Source organism: Micromonospora tarapacensis, assembly GCF_019697375.1.
Lineage (GTDB): Bacteria > Actinomycetota > Actinomycetes > Mycobacteriales > Micromonosporaceae > Micromonospora > Micromonospora tarapacensis.
Genome location: NZ_JAHCDI010000004.1, coordinates 1,526,988 through 1,543,968, shown reverse-complemented (window position 1 = coordinate 1,543,968; position 16,981 = coordinate 1,526,988). Strand labels below are relative to the sequence as shown.

The following is a 16,981-nucleotide window of genomic DNA, read 5'->3' as shown; positions in this document are numbered from 1 at the left end:
TGACCCGGCCCGGATCGGACTGCGCCACCCGGCCCGACGGTTGTGTGGTATGTCGGCATGTGACTTGCCGTCCGGTGTCAACCCGACAGACACTAGATGCATGACCGCACCGGCCCTGACACCACGGTTCGACGCCCTGGACCCGAACGTCGTCGAGGATCCCTACCCCGAGTACGCCCGCCTGCGCGCCGCCGGACCGCTGTGCCGGATCGGACCGGGCAGTTGGGGCGTCACCCGCTTCGCCGACGTCGCGGCGTTGCAGCATGACCCCCGGCTGGGCAGCGAGTTTCCCGACGGCTACCACCAGGTGTCGGTGGGCGACGGGCCGGCCAGCGCGTTCTTCCAGCGGATCATGCTCTATCGCGACCCGCCGGACCACGTCCGGTTGCGGCGCCTGATGAGCCGGGCGTTCAGCCCCGCGGTGGTCCGCCAGCTGCGCTCCTACGTGGCGGACCTGGTCGACGAGCTGATCGAGCCGGCCCTGGCGAACGGACGGATGGATCTGGTCGGCGAGCTGGCCTACCCGCTACCGGTCCGGGTGGTCTGCCGGCTGATGGGCATCCCACCGGAGTCCACCGAGGAGGTGCGCCGCCACGCGATGAACCTCGGCCGGGCCTTCACGGCGGTCGTCCCCGAACACGCCCGCGCCGAGGCCGACGTGGCCGTCCGGTGGCTGCGCGAACACATCGGCGCCCTGCTCGACCAGCGCCGCGCCCGCCGGGGCGACGACCTGCTCTCCCGGCTGCTGGACGCCGAGGAGTCGGGGGACACCCTCAGCCACGACGAGATCGTCGACAACACGGTCTTCTCGTTCTTCGCCGGCTTCGAGACCACCGTCCACATGATCGGCACCGGGGCCGCCGCCCTGCTGAGCCACCCCGACCAGCTCGACCGGCTGCGGGCCGACCGGTCGCTGGTCGGTACCGCCGTCGACGAGTTCCTGCGCTGGGACGCGCCGATCCAGGGCACGGCACGGTACGTCCACGAACCGATCGAGATCGGCGGGCGCACGGTGCGCCGGGGCCGGGTCCTGGTGCTGATGATCGGTGCGGCGAACCACGACGAGCGTCGCTTCTCCCGTCCCGACCGGCTGGACGTGGGCCGGGCGGACAACCCGCATCTCGCCTTCGGCGGGGGTGCCCACCTCTGCCTCGGTGCCTTCCTGGCCAGGATGGAGGGGGCCGTGGTCTTCGACCGGCTGGCCCGGCTCGCCGTCCTCGAGCCCGCCGCGCCGACCGTGCGCGAGCGCGACACCCCGTTCCGGGCGTACGCCTCGATCCCGGTCCGCATCGCCTGACCGCCGGCCCGGAGCCGGCCGGCCCGGTCGGCCGGCTCAGTCGGCCGGCAGCGCCTCCAGCACGGTGAGCGTGGGCGTGCCGACGACCTGGGCCAACCGGAGCCCCACCCGCTCCAGCAGCCGGCCGGTCTGCTCGGCGCTGCGGTGCGCGCCGCCGGTGAGCACCATGGCGTGCACGTCGAACAGCTTCGCCATGTCGAAGGCGTCGCCGGCCGGCAGCACGGCCTCCAGCAGCACCAACCGGGAGTCGGGCCGCATGGCGGCCCGGACGTTGCCGAGGATGCGGGTGGCGGAGTCGTCGTCGAACCCGGGCAACACGGTCTTGAGCAGGTATCCGTCGCCACCGGTGGGCACCGCGTCGAAGGCGTCACCGGGCACCACCGCGCAGCGGTCGGCCACCCCGCCGCGGCCAGCACCTCCGCCGCGCCCGACACCACGTGCGGCAGGTCGAACAGCACGCCCCGGACCGCGGCGAAGCGGGCGAGCAGGCCGGCCAGGAAACCGCCGGTGCCGCCGCCGACGTCGACCAGGGTGCCGAACCGGCGCCACGGGTACGCCCCGAGCACGGTACGCAGGTGCAGCCGGTTGACGCTGCGCATCCAGTCGTCGACCCGGCTGCTCTCCTGCGGGTGGTCGGCCAGATAGGCCCAGTAGTCCTGGCCGTGCACGTGTGGGAAGGCCGGTTCCCCGGTGCGCAGGGTGTGCCGGACCGCGCCCCACGCCCGCACGTCCGAGTCGAGCAGGGTGAAGCTGTCCCGCAGGGACATCGGATGGTCGCCCCGCAGCGGTTCGGCGAGTGGGGTGAGGGCGAACGTGGCGTCGGCGACCTCGGTGAACACGCCCCGGGCGGCCAGCGCGCGCAGCAGGCGCAGCAGTGCACCGGGTGCGCGTCGGCCGAACCGGCCAGCTCCGCCACCGTACGCGGGCCGTCCGCGAGCAGGTCGGCGATGCGCAGGTCGCACGCGGCGCGCAGCGCGAAGGGGGTGATCTGGTCGCCGAGCTCGCCGAGCCGCATCACCGCGGCCAGGTCGAGGGGCTGCCGGGTGGCCGTCATGTCAACGCCCCTTCCGGGCACGCAGCCGCTCGCCGGCGAACTGCAGCAGGCCCAGTTTGTCCAGGCCGGTGCGGACCTGGTCGGTCATCAGGCCGATCTGACCGAGCGCGACGGCGACCCGGGAGAACACCGCCTGCCGGTACTTGATCATGAGGTCGTGGTTGGTGGCGAACTCCACCCCCGCGGCGCGGTCCACCTCCAGCCGCTGCCAGATGTCGTCGAGCAGGAACCGTCGCCGGATCAGCGCCGCGGCGTCCAGGACCAGTTCCTCCCGCTCCGCCCGCTCGGCCGTGGTGAGCTGGTCGTAGAGCCCGCTGAGGGAGAGCACCCCGAAGGTGACGTGGCGCGCCTCGTCGCGGGCCACGAGGTGGGTCAGCTCCTTGATCAGTGGGTCGTGGAAGCTGCTGTTGGACAACCGGAACGAGGCCATCGCGATCGCCTCGACCATGATCTGCATGCCGAGCGCGGTGACGTCCCACCGCGAGTCGGACAGGATGTCGGTGAGCAGTTCCCGCAGCGGCGGGGACACCTCGTACGGCTCGGGGATCTTCTCCCGCAGATACCGGGAGAAGACCTCGACGTGCCGGGCCTCGTCGACGGCCTGGGTGGCGGCGTAGAACTTGCTGTCCAGATCCGGCACCGTCTCCACGAGCCGGGCCGCGACGATCATGGCGGCCTGCTCGCCGTGCAGGAACTGGCTGACCATCCACGACTGGAACTCCCAGCGGAACGCGTCCCAGGCACGGGGGCCGCGCGCCGCGAGTGGCGAGTCGGCGAAGGCCGCCATCGCGAAGGCGGAGTCGTCGGGCAGCGGCTCGCCGAACGGCACGGGCACCGACCAGTCGACGTCCGAGGCTCGCCACTGCGACGACTTGGCCCGTTCGTAGAGCGCCACGAGCCGGGGGTCGGAGGCTTCGTAGTCCCAGGTGAGTGTGGTGTTCACGCGAGCCGGCACGACAAAGCTCATACAACACAACATACCCAGTGAGCTGACCGATGCCAACGGATTGGCGCTATCGTCCGGGTGTGGAGATACGACAGACACCAGCTTCCGTGGCCCAGCGTCTGCTCTGGATGATCAAGCACTATCGCACCGACTTCGGCGCGTTGAGCTGCCCACTGCTGTGTCGGCTCACCGGCGAGGTCGACGCCGACGCCCTGGACGCCGCGCTGTCCGCGCTCACCGACCGGCACGAGTCGCTGCGTACCACCTTCACCGGCCGGGGTGCGCGACTGGCCCAGGTCGTGCACCCACCGGTGCCGGCCGCCGCCCGCCGGGTGGACCTGTCCGGGACGCCCGACCCGGCCGGTGCCGCGGACCAGGCGGTACGCGCCGAGCTGCGCACCGGGATCGACCCGACCGTCTGGCCCTCCCGGGCGACGCTGTGGCGGCTCGGGCCGGGCGAGCACATCCTCTGCCTGAACCTGCATCACCTGGTCACCGACGCGTGGTCCACCGGGATCCTCTTCCGCGACCTGGGCACGCTCTACGCCCGGGCCACCGGGTCGGCCGCGCAACCGCCCCCCACCGGCTGGCAGTACGCGTCGTTCGTCCGCTGGCAGCAGGACCTGCTCGACGGCGACGGGCTGCGCCGGCACCGGGAGTACTGGCGCCGGCAACTGGCCGGCAGCCAGCTCCCCGCGCTGGGCTCCCCACCGGCGAGCCGGGCGGCACCGATCCGGCGCCCCAGAACGTTGCCGGGCAGGGCCCGGCGACCTCCGACGTCGCGGTCGACCTGGACCGCGAGGCGGTCGCGCGGCTGCGCGCGCTGGCCCGGACACAGCGCACCACCCTGTTCTCGGTGCTGCTGGCCGTGTTCTACCACCACCTGCACCGGATCACCGGCCAGGACGACCTCGCGGTGGCCTCGATGTTCGCCAACCGGTCCCGGCCCGAGCTGCGCGAGACCGTGGGCCTGCTGGCCAACATGGTGCTGCTGCGGGCCCGGGTCGGGCAGGCCGCGACCTTCGCCGACCTGGTCGGGCAGGCGCACGCCGCGGCGATCGGGGCCTTCACCTACCAGGACCTGCCGTACCAGATGCTTCCGCTGGACGTGGTGCAGACCGGCGGGCGGCGCGCCGACGACGTGCTGTTCAACGTGATGGCCGAGATGGACCACCGGACGACGGCGGCCGACGTCGGATTCGAGCTGCTGGTGCCACCCGGGCTCGGCAGCCGGTTCCGGTTCGAGCTGGCCGTCGCCCCGGTCGGCCCGACAGACCTGCGCGCGGTGTTCTACCACAGCACCGCGGCCTACCCCGGCGCCGAGGCGACCGCCTTCCTGGCCGGCTACGCCGACCTGGCCGCCCGGCTGGCGGCCGAACCGAACGCCCCGCTGGGCAGGGTCCGACACCTCTGACGGACGCCAACAAACGTCAAGCAACACGACACTGGCGTCACACACTCTTGACACCGCATCCGGCTGCTGGGAGGCTTCGACCAGCCCTACCTGGTAGCGCGCAGGGAGCGGACGGTGCCCCCACCCGTACGACGGCAGCCGCTCAGCCGATGGATGCTGTGACAGGAAGGTCCACATGCCACTTCACCTGCACTGGTTCCTTCCGTCCCACGGTGACGGCCGTGAGGTGGCGAAGACCCCGCAGGGCGCGCCCGTCGACCCGGCGCAGAACATCCGCCGCGAACCGGACATCGACTACCTGGCTCAGGTCGCCGCCGCCGCCGACCGCTTCGGTTTCGCCGGCGCCCTGGTGCCGACCGGGCTGTTCTGTGAGGACCCCTGGCTGGTGTCGGCCGCCCTCGCCGGCCGGACCAGCCGGCTGAAGTTCATGGTCGCCGTCCGGCCCGGTTCGATGTCCCCCACCGTGGCGGCGCAGATGGCCGCCACGCTACAGCGGCTCTCCGGCGGGCGGCTGCTGCTCAACGTGGTCACCGGCGGCGACCCGGACGAGCAGTTGCGCTACGGCGACTGGCTCGACCACGACCAGCGCTACGCCCGTGCCGAGGAGTTCCTCGACATCTTCGCCCGTGCCTGGACGGGCCGGCCCTACGACTTCGACGGGACCCACTACCGGGTCCGGGCCGGCCGGTTGACCCGGGGCCATCCGGTCACCCCGCCGGTGTTCCTCGGCGGCTCCTCCGCCGCCGCCCACCAGGTGGCCGCCCGCCACGCCGACGTCTACCTCGCCTGGGGCGAGCCGCCCGAGCCACTGGCGGCGCTGGTGAAGCAGGTCCGCGACCGGGCCGACGCACAGGGCCGCGAACTGTCCTACGGCTCCCGCTTCCACGTGATCAGCCGGGACACCGCCGAGGAGGCCTGGGAGGTCGCGCACCGGCTGGTGGCGGGCATGCACCCGGAGACCATCGCCGCCGCCCAGCAGCGGTTCCGCCGGACCGAATCCGAGGGGCAGCGCCGGATGGCCGCCCTGCACCAGGGCCGGACCGGAGACCTCGAGGTGTATCCGAACGTGTGGGCCGGCTACGGCCTGGTCCGGCCGGGTGCCGCCGTCGCACTGGTCGGCAACCATGTCGAGGTGGCCGACCGCATCGAGGAGTACCACGCCCTCGGACTGGACCACCTGATCCTCTCCGGCCAGCCGCACCTGGAGGAGGCGTACACCTTCGGTGAGGGTGTCCTGCCGATCCTGCGCCGCCGCGGGCTGCTGGCCGAACCGGAAGGAGACCGGTGACCGACCTGTGGCAGCACGCGCCCGAGCGGACGAGCCAACCGACCGACACCGTGTCCGTACCGGCCACCGTCCTGGTCGGCAACCCCCGCAAGGGCTCGCGTACCCTCACCGTCGCCCGACACCTCACCGGCGCGCTGCGCACCGGGCTCGCCGGCCTCGGCGTCCACCTCGGCGACCCGCACCTGGTGGACCTGGCCGAACTCGGCCCGGACCTGCCCGCCCGGCTGATCGCCGGCACCGCCGCGCACGCGCCGCTGGAACGGGTGCTCGGCCGGGTCCGCGGGCCCGGCCTGCTGGTGGTGGTGAGCCCGACCTTCAAGGGTTCCTACACCGGCCTGCTGAAGCTCTTCCTCGACATGCTCCCCCGCGAGGGGCTGTGTCCGGGCACGGTCGCGGTGCCGGTGATGACCGCCGGTTGGGCCCAGCACCGCTTCGTCTCCGACGCCCGGCTACGGCCACTGCTGGTGGAGTTGGGCGCCGTCGTCCCCGTACGCGGGTTGGCGGTGCTGGAGGAGGAATTCGGCGACCTCGACACCGCGGTCGCCGGTTGGACCACGGCGGCGGTGCCGGTGCTCGCCGCGGTACTGCGCAGTTGCCAGACCCCGTCGGTGGGCCCGCCCCAACCCACGGAACCCGTACCCGTCCATCAAACCGCACAGCTCCGGTGAGCCGGGCGATCCGGAAGGAAGAAGCGACATGAGTGAGCAGACCCCGACGGTCGTGGGGCCGAAGCAGTCCGACGAGCAGATCCGCGCCCAGGTCCAGGCCATCGTGCTGGACCTGGCGCCCAACCCCGACGGCCTGCGCGACGCGGAGACGGCCCTGGTCCAGGACCTCGGTTTCCACTCGCTGGCCCTGATGGAACTCGCCTTCGCGCTGGAGGACGAGTTCGACCTCGAACCCATCGACGAGAAGACCGCCCGGTCGATCACGACACTCGGCGCGGTGCAGGCGCACGTGCTGCGGCGCATCGCCGAGCGCGAAGCCGGGGCCTGACCCTCCGGGCGTCGCCGGGCCGGCCATCACCGCGGATGGCCGGCCCTTCGCGGGTGCCGGTGGGGTGCCGCGCCGGCCGCGGGCCGCCGACCCGTACGCCGGTCCGGGCGGTCGCGGTGCGCCGGCGCCGGCGCCGGTTCAGCCGATCAGGCGGTAGAGCCGGTGGAACCGGTCGTCGATCGGGAGTTGGGTGACGGCGGCGAAGCCCGCCTCGACCGCCAGTCGCCGTACGGTCTCCGGACGCAGCACCGTGCCGGTGCCGGCCGAGGGCTGCTGGCTCAGGCAGGCCGGCAGGCAGTGCAGCACGCTCGTCGCATACTGAAACCGCTCGATCTCGTCGGCCGGCGCGGCAAACCGCTCCGCCACCCGGGCGTCCAGCACCAGGACGCTGCCGCCCTCGGCGCACAGCCGCCGGCAGGCCCGCAGCACCTCCACCGGGCGGGAGATCTCGTGCAGGGCGTCGAAGAGGCAGACCAGATCGTAGACCCCGGCCAGCTCCGGGTCCGCGGCGTCCCGGGCGGCGAAGGACACCCGGTCGGTCAGGCCGGCGTCCGCGGCGTGCCGCCGGGCGTCGTCGATGACGTCGGCGTCGATGTCGTACCCGTCGACGGCGATCCCGGGAAAGGCCCGGGCCAGCCCGATGCCCGCCCAGCCCGCGCCGCACGCCACATCCGCCACCCGGGCCGGCGAGCCGGCGAGCCGGGCGTGGATGTCCGGGGCGTGACGACGCAGCCAGCCGGCCATCTGGTGGGTGAACATGGCCCGGTTGGCGCCCGCGTGGCCCTCCCGCCAGTCGACGCCGTAGACCGCGTCGGGTACCCCGCCACCGTCGCGGTACGCGTCCAGCAGCGCCGGCAGCGCCGCCGCCACGCCGCCCAACGGCAGCACCGCCAGCGCCGCCATCGACACCGGGCTGTCCGAGACCGTGAGCACCTCGGCGTGCGCGGCGGGTATCGCGAACACCCGCGCCTGCTCCGGCCGGGACGGGTCGTCGACGGTGAGGATGCCGGCCACCGCCTGCTGCTCCAGCCACTCCCGGGCGTAGCGCGGGTCGACGCCGGTGCGCTGGGCGATCTCCGCCACCGTGCCCGGTCCCTTGGCGGCGAGGTCCTCGTAGAGCCCGAGGCGGACACCGAGGTACGTCGACAGCAGCTCCTGGGTGGCCAGCAGCGAGGTCCACATCCGGACCGCGAAGACTCGGGCACCGGTGTCAGTGGGAGTGGTCATCGGCGTCCTCCAGGCGGCGCGTCCATGGTGTGTTGTTTTTTCACCACACACGCTAACTCGGCGGGCGCGCCATGGACAGCACCCACCGGCGGAAGATAGCGTCCGGACACGACACACCAGACATAGGAGGAGCGGACGTGAACCCAACGCTGGCACGGGTGGGCGAGCTTGCGTCCCGCGTGGCGAAACGGGCCGACGAGATCGAACAGCGACGCGGGCTTCCCGACGACCTCCTCGACGATCTCCGTGACGCCGGCTGCTTCCGGATGTTGGCCCCGGCCAGTCACGGCGGTGACCAGCTCGGCCTGCCCGACGTGCTCGCCGTGCTGGAGGAACTCGCCCGCGCCGACGCCGCCACGTCGTGGACGGTCGGCCAGGTGGCGCTGTCGCACCTGATCGTCCGGTGCGGTCCGGCCGCCACGCTGGACGACGTCTTCGCCGACGGCGCGGACACCCTCGTCGCCGGGGCGGTCGCCCCCAAGGGTCGGGCCCGCACCAGCGACGGCGGCTGGCGGCTCACCGGCCAGTGGCCGTTCGTCACCGGCTGTCCCCGGGCGGCGTGGTTCTACCTGAACTGCGTGCTGGTCTCCGGTCGCAGCGTGCCGGTCGGCCCCGACGGGGTGCCGGCGACCCGCATCCTGTTCGTGCCGGCGGGCGACGTCCGGGTCGTGGACACCTGGCGGGTGCTGGGGCTGCGCGGGACCGCCAGCCACGACGTGGTGGTGGAGGACGCGCGGGTGCCCGACCACCGCGCGGTCGCCGCCCGGGACGACGACGCCGTGCACCGCATCGCCCAGTCCAGTCTGATCATCGGCGCGGTCGCGGTGGGGCTGGCCGACGGCGCGCTGGCCGACCTGGTCCGGCTGGCCGTCGACGGCAAGCGACCGGCGCTGAGCGCACGCCGGCTCGCCGCGTCCACGGTCTTCCAGGACCGGCTGGGCGAGGCGCAGACGATGCATCGTGCCGCCCGGGCGCTGCTCTACGCCGAGGCGGCCGAGGCACAGTCGTCCACCGGCGCATCGACGCCGTTGCGGCGGGCCCGGCTGCGGGCGGCGGCGGCACAGGTGACCGCCCTGTGTGCGCAGGTCGTGGACGCCGCGCACACGCTGGCCGGCGGAAGCGCCGTGTACGAGACCTCCCCGCTGCAACGGCGGCTGCGCGACATGCGGACGGCCACCCAGCACTTCGTGGCCGGCCGCGACTCGTACGCCACGCTCGGCGCGCTCGCCGTGGGCGAGGAGGCCGGCGCGGGGTAGGTGACGTCGAGCCCGGCGTCGTACGGTAGCGAAGCTTATCGTCTGTGGAGGTTGTCATGAGTGAGCTGTTTTCGGTGGCCGGCCGGGTGGCCCTGGTCACCGGCGGCACCCAGGGGATCGGGCGGATGATCGCCCAGGGGTTCGTCGAGGCGGGCGCGCGGGTCTATCTCACCGCCCGGACCAAGTCCGACTGCGAGGACGTGGCCCAGGCGTTCTCGGCCGGCGGCGGCGAGTGCGTGGCGATCCCGGCGGACCTCGCCGACGAGCAGGAGTGCGTCCGGCTGGCCCGGGAGATCGCCGAACGCGAGCCGAAGCTGGACATCCTGGTCAACAACGCCGGCACCGCCTGGACGGCACCGGTCGAGCAGTTCCCCGCCAGCGCCTGGGACAGCGTCCTCGACCTCGGCCTCAAGGCCCCGCTGTTCCTGGTGCGGGAGCTGGCACCGCTGCTGCGGGCGGCCGGCACCGCCGAGGACCCGGCCCGGATCATCAACATCGGCAGCGCCGACGCGCTGCGGGTGCCGGAGATGCCGACCTACTCGGCCGCCGCGGCGAAGGCGGCCATCCACCACATCACCCGGATGCTCGCGCACGACTTCGCGCCGACGGTGACCGCGAACGTGATCGCACCGGGTAGCTTCCCGTCCCGGATGATGGCCGGTGTGCTGGAGGCGATGGGCGAGGAGATCGCCGCGGTGACGCCCCTGCAGCGCATCGGCCGGCCGGACGACATCGTCGGCACCGCCATCTACCTGTGCAGCCGGGCCGGCTCGTACGTGACCGGGTCGGTGATCACGGTGGACGGTGGTCTCTCCACCGCCCGGACCGGCTTCGTGCCGGGCCGGTACCTCGCCGACGCCCAGTGAGCCGCCGGGCGCGGCCGGCGCCGGATCCGACGGGTGCCGCGCAACCCACCGGTGCGCGGCACCCGTCGTCCGCTCAGTCCGTCGGCTCGGACGTGTCTCTCGTGGGCGGAAGGTGCAGGCCGAAGGCGAGACCCTGGTTGTCCCGGCACTCGACGAACGCGCCCCACTGCTCGGTCGGCGGGCGCATCGGTTCCACCTCGCCGCCGAGTTCGACCACCCGCTTCATCGCCGCGTCGATGTCGTCGACGGCGAAGTAGAGGTAGTGCTGCGGCGGTCCCGGGTCACGGTGCAGGCCGCCCGGCACCGCCACCGCACCCGGGCCGGCCGGCCCGGTGTCGATCGACCCACCGTGTTCCTGCGCCTGCACCTCCCAGCCGAACAGCTCGGCATAGAACCGGCTGGCCACCGCCACGTCCGGCGTCCCGAACTCGAAGTACGACAGATGTCCTGCCACGACTCGACCTCCTCCGTCATCGCTCCGGCGATCCGCACCACCCTTCGGGTGGGGCTGCCTAACGCAACAAACTACACTAGGATCCGACGCAACATACTCCGCTGACCGCCCCGCCTTGAGGTGGTGCGCCGAGCCGGAAGAGGGTCGCCACGTGCCCGTCACCGCAGCACCGACCGAACTGATCCCGGACACCGGCGTTCTCATCGGCGCCACCCGCACGACGTCCACCACCGGCGGCGTCCACCAGCACGTCTACGCCGGCGACGGGCGGGCCACCGCCGCCGTGCCGCTGGGCGGCGCCGCCGAGATGGACGCCGCGGTCCGCGCCGCCGGCACGGCACTCGACGGCTGGCGGGCCACCGCCGGCAACGTCCGCCGTGATCTGCTGCTGCGCCTGGCCGAGCTGGTCGAACGGCACGCCACGGAGCTGGGTGGGCTACAGACGCTGGAAAACGGCTGCCCTCGGCAGTTCGCCTCGATGATGCCGGGCGTGGCCGTCGACCACCTGCGCTACAACGCCGGATGGGCTGACAAGATCGGCGGCGAGGTCGTCCCGACCTGGCCGGTACGCGCCGTCGACTACACCCTCGACGAGCCGTACGGCGTGGTCGCCCTGATCATTCCCTGGAACGGCCCGCTGGTCTCCGTCGCGCAGATGCTGGCCCCGGCGCTCGCGGCCGGCAACACGGTCGTGCTCAAGCCCTCGGAGCTGGCGCCGTTCACCGCGCTACGGCTCGGCGAGCTGGCGTTGGCGGCGGGCTTCCCGCCCGGCGTGGTCAACGTGGTGCCGGGCGCGGCGGCCGGCGGTGCGGCGCTCGTCCGGCACCCCGGTGTCGACAAGGTGCACTTCACCGGTGGCGGTGGGACGGCCCGGAAGATCCTCGCCGACGCCGCGGAACGGCTCGTCCCGGTCGGTCTCGAACTGGGCGGCAAGTCCGCACACATCATCTTCGGCGACGCCGACGTCCGGATGGCGTCCCGGTTGGCGATGAGCGGGGTGATCGCGCTCAGCGGGCAGGGCTGCGCCAACGGAACCCGCGTCCTGGCGCACTCCTCGGTCTACGACGAGGTGCTGCGCACCGTCACCGCGCGGCTGGCCCGGGTGCCGCTCGGCGATCCCGCCGACGAGCGCACGTTGATGGGCCCGGTGGTCAGCGAGAGTGCCTGCCACCGGATTCTCGGCGTGGTCGAACGGGCCCGCGACAAGGAGCAGGGCCGGCTGGTGACCGGCGGCGAACGGCTCGGCGGCGACCTCGGCGACGGCTACTTCATCGCTCCGACGGTCTTCGCCGACGTGGACCCGGCCAGCGAGCTCGCCCAGGAGGAGATCTTCGGGCCGGTGCTGGCGTTCACTCCGTTCGACACCGAGCAGGAGGCGGTCCGACTGGCCAACGGCACCCGCTACGGCCTCGGGGCGTACCTGCACACCACCGACCTGCGCACGGCGCACCGGGTGAGCCGGGCGGTCGCGGCGGGCAGCGTCTGGGTCAACGGCGTGCCCGGCATCCTGCCGTCGGCACCCTTCGGTGGCGTGCGGCAGAGCGGCTGGGGCCGGATCGGTGGCGAGGCCGGCGTGCGGGAGTTCCTCCGGCCGAAGAACGTCTGGATCGCCACCTGACCATCCGGCGCCGTCGGGAGCAGGAACCGGCCGAACGCCGCGATCAGAGCCGCCAGGACCGGGCCGCCTCCTGCTCGGCCCACATCCGCGCGTAGCGCCCCTGGCGGGCCAGCAGCTCGTCGTGCCGGCCCACCTCCACCACCCGGCCGTCGTCCAGGACGACGATGCGGTCCGCGTGCCGGATCGTGCCCAGCCGGTGCGCGACGACCAGCACGGTGCGTTCCCGGATCAGGCCGGACAACGCCTGCTGCACGTGCCGCTCGTTGGTGGCGTCCATCGCCGCCGTCGGCTCGTCCAGCAGCACGATCGGTGCGTCCTTGAGGATGGCCCGGGCCAGCGACAGTCGTTGCCGTTCGCCGCCGGACAGGGTCGCCCCGCCCTCCCCCACCGGCGTGTCGCCGCCCTGCGGCAGCCGGGCCACGATCTCGTCCACCCGGGCCTGTGCCGCGGCCCGACGCACCTCCTCGTCGCTGGCGCCGGGCCGGCCGAACCGGATGTTGTCCCAGACGGACTCGCTGAACAGGTAGCTGTCCTGGAACACCACGGTCACGGCGTCGAAGAGGGTCCCGGTGTCCAGTTCCCGGATGTCGGTCCCGCCGATGCGGACGGCGCCGGCGTCGGGGGTGAAGAACTGGGCCAGCAGGTGCAGGCAGGTGGTCTTGCCGGCGCCGCTGCTGCCGACGAGCGCGGTGACCGTACCGGCCGGTGCCTCGAAGCTGACGTCGCGCAGCGCGGGCCGGACCGCACCCGGATAGGTGTAGGAGACGCCCTCGAAAGCGACGTCGTGCCCCTGCGGGGCCGCGCCGGTGCGGATCTCCGCCGGCACCGGCTCGGCCAGCAGGGCGCCGAGCCGGTCGACGGCCGCCTCACCGACCCGCAGGCTCTCGGTCTGCTCGCCCATCGCGCGCAGCGGTCCGTGGATGCGCAGCGACAGCACCGCGAACACCAGGAAGGTGGCCGGTGCCAGGTCGCCGCCGATCAGCAGGAAGGCGCCGGCCAGGAGCACCACGGGCAGGCCCAGCTCGATCACGGTGAGGAAGAGCACCAGCGGCACGACCAGCCGGCTCACCAGCCCGGTGCTGGCCTCCCGGTGCCGCAGCAGGGCCCGGGCGAGCCGTCCGGCCCGGTCACCGGTGGCACCGTGCGCGCGGGCGACGGCGATCCCGGAGACGTACTCCTGGAAGCGGGCGGCGGCCTGGCCGCTGGCCTCGGCGCGCTCCGCGGCCAGCCGGGCGAAGGTGCGCTGCGACCACGCGTAGACCAGCATCGCCAGCGGAATGGTCGCCAGCGCCGCGAGGCCCATCCGCCAGTCCTCCAGCAGCAGGCCGACGGCGATCACCAGGGGCAGCAGGGCCGCTCCGATGATGGTGGGGATCGCCCCGAAGACCACCGGCTCCAGCTCGCTGAGGTGATGCGTGACGAGTGCGGTGAGGTCGCCGCTCTGCCGTCTGGTGTGGTAGCCCAGCGGCAGCCGGCGCAGGTGTTCCAGGGCCCGCAGGCGCAACTCGCCGAGAAGTTCGAACGAGGCCACCCAGCTCTGCCGCTGGGCGAGCAGGTCGAAGCCGAACTGGCCGAGCACCGCGGCCACCACGCCGGTGCTCCACCACAGCACCTCACGCTGACTGATCTCCGGGCCGCCGAGGTTGGCCTCGCGCAACCGCTGCAGGACCACCACCAGCAGCCAGATCGGGACCGCGGTGCAGACCGCCGCCGCCATCCGGGCGGCGATGCCCCACAACTGCTGGCGGCGCAACCGGGGGTCGGACAGCGACCACAGCCGCCGGATCAGGGCGAGGGTACGCCCGGCCACCGTGCCGGTCGGCCGGGTGGCCGGCGTCGACGTCAGGGTCGTCATGCGTGTGCTCCGCTCCGCTCGCCGCTGACGCCGAGGCTCCATCGGGCACTGGTGGTGGCATCGGCCCAGAGCCCGGCGTACGTGCCGCCGGCGCCCAGCAACTCGTCGTGGCGCCCGCTCTCGGTCACCCGGCCGTCGGTCATCACCACGATCTGGTCGGCGTCCCGCACGGTGGTGAGCCGGTGGGCGATGACCAGCAGGGTGCGCCCGGCGGCGAGGTTCGCCACCGCCTCCTGGATCCACACCTCGTTCTCCGGATCGGTGGACGCGGTGGCCTCGTCGAGCACCACCACGGGTGCGTCCTTGAGCAGCGCGCGGGCGATGGAGATGCGTTGGCGTTCGCCACCGGACAGCGTCGCGCCCCGCTCGCCGACCACGGTGTCGTACCCCTGCGGCAGGGCGAGGATGAAGTCGTGGCAGCGGGCCGCGCGGGCCGCGCGGTGCACCGCCTCGTCGGCCAGGTCGGGCCGGCCCAGGGTGAGGTTGGCCCGGACGGTGTCGTGGAAGAGGAAGGGATCCTGAAACACCACCGCGACGGTGTCCATCAGCTGGTCGACCGCCATCTCCCGGACGTCGACGCCGCCCACGCGCACGCTACCGGCGGAGACGTCGAAGAACCGGGACACCAGGCGCGCCACGGTGGTCTTGCCCGAGCCGCTCGGCCCGACGATCGCGGTGACCCGGCCCGCCTCGGCGTGGATGTCCACCCCGTTCAGAACCTGCCGGTCGGGGTGATAGCCGAACGAGACTCCGGTCAGCTCGACCGTGGCCGGGCCCAGCGGCAGCCGGCGGCCGGTGTCCGGCAGTGCCGGGGTGTCCAGCAATCTGGCGATCTCGTCGGTGCCGAACCGCACCTGACGCAGCTGCGAGCCGTAGCCGGTGAGTTTGGTCAGCGGCGCGGTGTAGCCGAGGGACAGCAGCAGGAACAGCAGCAGCGTGGGCAGGTCGACGGCGCCGGCGCGGTAGAGCCAGAGCCCCACCGGCACGACGACCACCACGTTGGCCGCCATCACCGTGAAGTACGCCGCACCGCCCGGCAGGAAGGCCTTTCCCCAGCGGGTCTCCGCGTCGACGTACCGGCGTACCGCGTCGGTCGCCCGGGCCACCGTGTCGCTCTGCCGGTTGAACACCTTGACGGCCTTGATGCCGTGCAGGAACTCGGTGACGGCCTGGTTCATGGCCATGCCCGCGCCGTGCCACTGGGCCACCCAGGCGCCCGATCCACGGGTGGCCCGCCGCATCGCGAGCATCGCCAGCGGGACGACCGCCACCGCGGCCAGCGCCAGCCGCCAGTCGATGACGAACAGCCAGACCGTGGTGGCGGCGACCACGGTCAGCGCGGCGACCGCGTCCGGCAGCATGTGCGCGACGAAGACCTCGATCCGCTCGACGTCCTCCATGGCGAGCTTGCCGATCCCACCGCTGCCGCGCCGGGTCACCTCGCCGAGCGGCAGCACCCCGAGCCGTTCGGCGATGCGCTGGCGCAGCCGGTGCAGCAGTCGGTACGCGCAGACGTGGCTGATGGCCAGGGCGCCGCCCATCAGCGCGGTGCCGGCCGCGATGGCGACCAGCGCGATGACGGCGTACCGGATCAGGGCGTTGCCGTCGGGGGCCGCCTCGGTGACCAGCTCGACGGCGACCCGGTAGGCCATCAGGTACGGCACGAGCTGACACGCCACCGCCGCGACGGCGAGCAGCACGGCGGTGGCGAGCCGGTGCCGTTCCGAGTGCAGCAGCGACCGGAGCAGCCCCCGACCACCGGCGTCGGGTTCGGTCTCGGCGGCCATCGTCCACCCCATCTCGTCGGCGGCCGGTCGGTCCGCGCGGGACCGGCACGAAGACGTAATGGTAGTCGTTGTCGAAGGTGCGGAGAAGGTCCATCCAGGAACGTGTCGCCCACCGGGCGGCGCGACGGCCGGCGGTGACCAAGACCAACAGGTGGTACGCGTCGATCAGCCCCTCGCGCATCAGCGACGCGGCGAGCCGGCCGCTGCCGCGCACCTGCAACTCCCCGGCCGGGCCGCCGCTTGAGTTCGGTGACCGCGCCGGCCAGACCTTCCGACGTCGCTTTCTGCGGGATCTGGTGACCGAGTCCAACCGGGGCACCCAGGTGTGGTTCGTCGCGGACCTCGACGGGCTCGACCACCGGCTGGCCTGACCGTCGTCAGTCGGCCACCGAGTCCGCCCACTGCCGCCACCAGGCGTCGTCGGTGAGTTCGCCGGCGGCGCGCAGCACCGCGCCCAGCGCGGCGGTGGCCTGCCCGGCATCACCGAAGCGCAGGTCGGCGAGCATCCGCTCCAGTTCCTGCTGCCGGGCCCGCATCCCCAGCCCGACCAGTTCCTTGCCGGCGACGGTCAGCCCGACCCAGGCGGCCCGCCGGTCGGCCAGCCGTTCGTGGCGCGCCACCAGTCCCTTCCGGACCAACCGGTCGCACATCCGGGTGGCGGTGGACGACTGCACACCGAGCAGGTTCGCCAGATCGACCACCCGCTGCGGCCCCGGCACGAGCACCACGAGCGTGCGGAACTGCTGCAGCGTCACGTCGGCGTCGATGCGCGCCAGTGTCCGCGTGGCGACGGCCACCATCACCCGGCTCAGCGAGACGAGCGCGCCGACGAACTCGTCAGCCGACTCGAAGTTGTCACTTTCCGTGATCGCCAGTCGGGCGGGCTGGATGGGCATGTCCTCCATGCTGGCACAACAGGGATG

15 protein-coding genes and 2 pseudogenes are annotated in these 16,981 nt (G+C 73.1%); 10 read left to right on the top strand and 7 right to left on the bottom strand.

Annotated features, from left to right (window positions below):
* The first annotated feature begins 100 nt into the window (after positions 1–100).
* Entirely contained in the window at positions 101–1,297 is a 1,197-nt protein-coding gene (locus KIF24_RS12935) for a cytochrome P450 (RefSeq protein WP_221084252.1), read from the top strand.
* A gap of 36 nt (positions 1,298–1,333) precedes the next feature.
* Here KIF24_RS12935 and KIF24_RS12930 read toward each other — a convergent pair.
* A pseudogene (locus KIF24_RS12930) lies at positions 1,334–2,351 on the bottom strand (methyltransferase).
* Position 2,352: 1 nt separating this feature from the next.
* Positions 2,353–3,318: a ferritin-like domain-containing protein gene (locus tag KIF24_RS12925; RefSeq protein ID WP_221084251.1), complete on the bottom strand. Its 966-nt coding sequence runs from the start codon at positions 3,316–3,318 to the stop codon at positions 2,353–2,355.
* 29 nt (positions 3,319–3,347) lie between these two features.
* On the opposite strand from KIF24_RS12925, the pseudogene KIF24_RS33920 reads away from it, so the two are divergent.
* The 5 genes and pseudogenes from KIF24_RS33920 to KIF24_RS12905 all read left to right on the top strand — a co-directional run.
* A pseudogene (locus KIF24_RS33920) lies at positions 3,348–3,950 on the top strand (condensation domain-containing protein); the annotation flags it as partial.
* The gene (locus KIF24_RS33915) at positions 3,884–4,711 is read left to right on the top strand and encodes a condensation domain-containing protein (RefSeq protein WP_269440701.1); all 828 of its coding nucleotides are present in this window, start codon (positions 3,884–3,886) and stop codon (positions 4,709–4,711) included. The pseudogene KIF24_RS33920 and the gene KIF24_RS33915, both read left to right, overlap by 67 nt.
* Before the next feature lie 175 nt (positions 4,712–4,886).
* Positions 4,887–5,999 (top strand): LLM class flavin-dependent oxidoreductase, encoded by a 1,113-nt coding sequence (locus tag KIF24_RS12915; protein WP_221084250.1) that lies wholly within the window; start codon positions 4,887–4,889, stop codon positions 5,997–5,999.
* Entirely contained in the window at positions 5,996–6,667 is a 672-nt protein-coding gene (locus KIF24_RS12910; protein ID WP_221084249.1) for an NADPH-dependent FMN reductase, read from the top strand. Before KIF24_RS12915 ends, KIF24_RS12910 begins: the two co-directional genes overlap by 4 nt.
* Before the next feature lie 28 nt (positions 6,668–6,695).
* Positions 6,696–6,995, top strand: a complete 300-nt coding sequence (locus tag KIF24_RS12905) for an acyl carrier protein (protein ID WP_221084248.1) — start codon at positions 6,696–6,698, stop codon at positions 6,993–6,995.
* A 138-nt stretch (positions 6,996–7,133) separates the two neighbouring features.
* Here KIF24_RS12905 and KIF24_RS12900 read toward each other — a convergent pair whose 3' ends face one another.
* The gene (locus KIF24_RS12900) at positions 7,134–8,222 is read right to left on the bottom strand and encodes a class I SAM-dependent methyltransferase (RefSeq protein ID WP_221084247.1); all 1,089 of its coding nucleotides are present in this window, start codon (positions 8,220–8,222) and stop codon (positions 7,134–7,136) included.
* Between the two features lie 71 nt (positions 8,223–8,293).
* Here KIF24_RS12900 and KIF24_RS12895 point away from each other — a divergent pair, with 71 nt between their 5' ends.
* Positions 8,294–9,478, top strand: coding sequence for an acyl-CoA dehydrogenase family protein (locus tag KIF24_RS12895; protein WP_221084246.1), 1,185 nt, complete (start codon positions 8,294–8,296; stop codon positions 9,476–9,478).
* Between the two features lie 56 nt (positions 9,479–9,534).
* Positions 9,535–10,344, top strand: coding sequence for an SDR family oxidoreductase (locus tag KIF24_RS12890; protein ID WP_221084245.1), 810 nt, complete (start codon positions 9,535–9,537; stop codon positions 10,342–10,344).
* A gap of 73 nt (positions 10,345–10,417) precedes the next feature.
* On the opposite strand, the gene KIF24_RS12885 is transcribed toward KIF24_RS12890, so the two are convergent.
* Complete coding sequence (locus KIF24_RS12885; protein ID WP_221084244.1) at positions 10,418–10,798, bottom strand: VOC family protein; 381 nt, start codon at positions 10,796–10,798, stop codon at positions 10,418–10,420.
* Positions 10,799–10,949: 151 nt separating this feature from the next.
* Between KIF24_RS12885 and KIF24_RS12880 the strand changes: the two genes are divergently transcribed.
* Positions 10,950–12,416: an aldehyde dehydrogenase family protein gene (locus KIF24_RS12880; RefSeq protein WP_221084243.1), complete on the top strand. Its 1,467-nt coding sequence runs from the start codon at positions 10,950–10,952 to the stop codon at positions 12,414–12,416.
* A gap of 43 nt (positions 12,417–12,459) precedes the next feature.
* Here the strand turns inward: KIF24_RS12880 and KIF24_RS12875 are convergent, their stop codons facing one another.
* Both KIF24_RS12875 and KIF24_RS12870 read right to left on the bottom strand, forming a co-directional pair.
* Positions 12,460–14,271 (bottom strand): ABC transporter ATP-binding protein, encoded by a 1,812-nt coding sequence (locus KIF24_RS12875; protein WP_230415536.1) that lies wholly within the window; start codon positions 14,269–14,271, stop codon positions 12,460–12,462.
* Positions 14,268–16,058: an ABC transporter ATP-binding protein gene (locus KIF24_RS12870; protein ID WP_221084241.1), complete on the bottom strand. Its 1,791-nt coding sequence runs from the start codon at positions 16,056–16,058 to the stop codon at positions 14,268–14,270. The genes KIF24_RS12875 and KIF24_RS12870 overlap by 4 nt, the downstream gene beginning before the upstream one ends.
* A 77-nt stretch (positions 16,059–16,135) precedes the next feature.
* Here KIF24_RS12870 and KIF24_RS12865 point away from each other — a divergent pair, with 77 nt between their 5' ends.
* Entirely contained in the window at positions 16,136–16,429 is a 294-nt protein-coding gene (locus tag KIF24_RS12865) for a DUF4180 domain-containing protein (protein ID WP_221084240.1), read from the top strand.
* Between the two features lie 6 nt (positions 16,430–16,435).
* Here KIF24_RS12865 and KIF24_RS12860 read toward each other — a convergent pair whose 3' ends face one another.
* A complete protein-coding gene (locus KIF24_RS12860) occupies positions 16,436–16,954 on the bottom strand; it encodes a MarR family winged helix-turn-helix transcriptional regulator (protein WP_221084239.1) in 519 nt (172 codons plus the stop codon).
* Positions 16,955–16,981 lie beyond the last annotated feature (27 nt).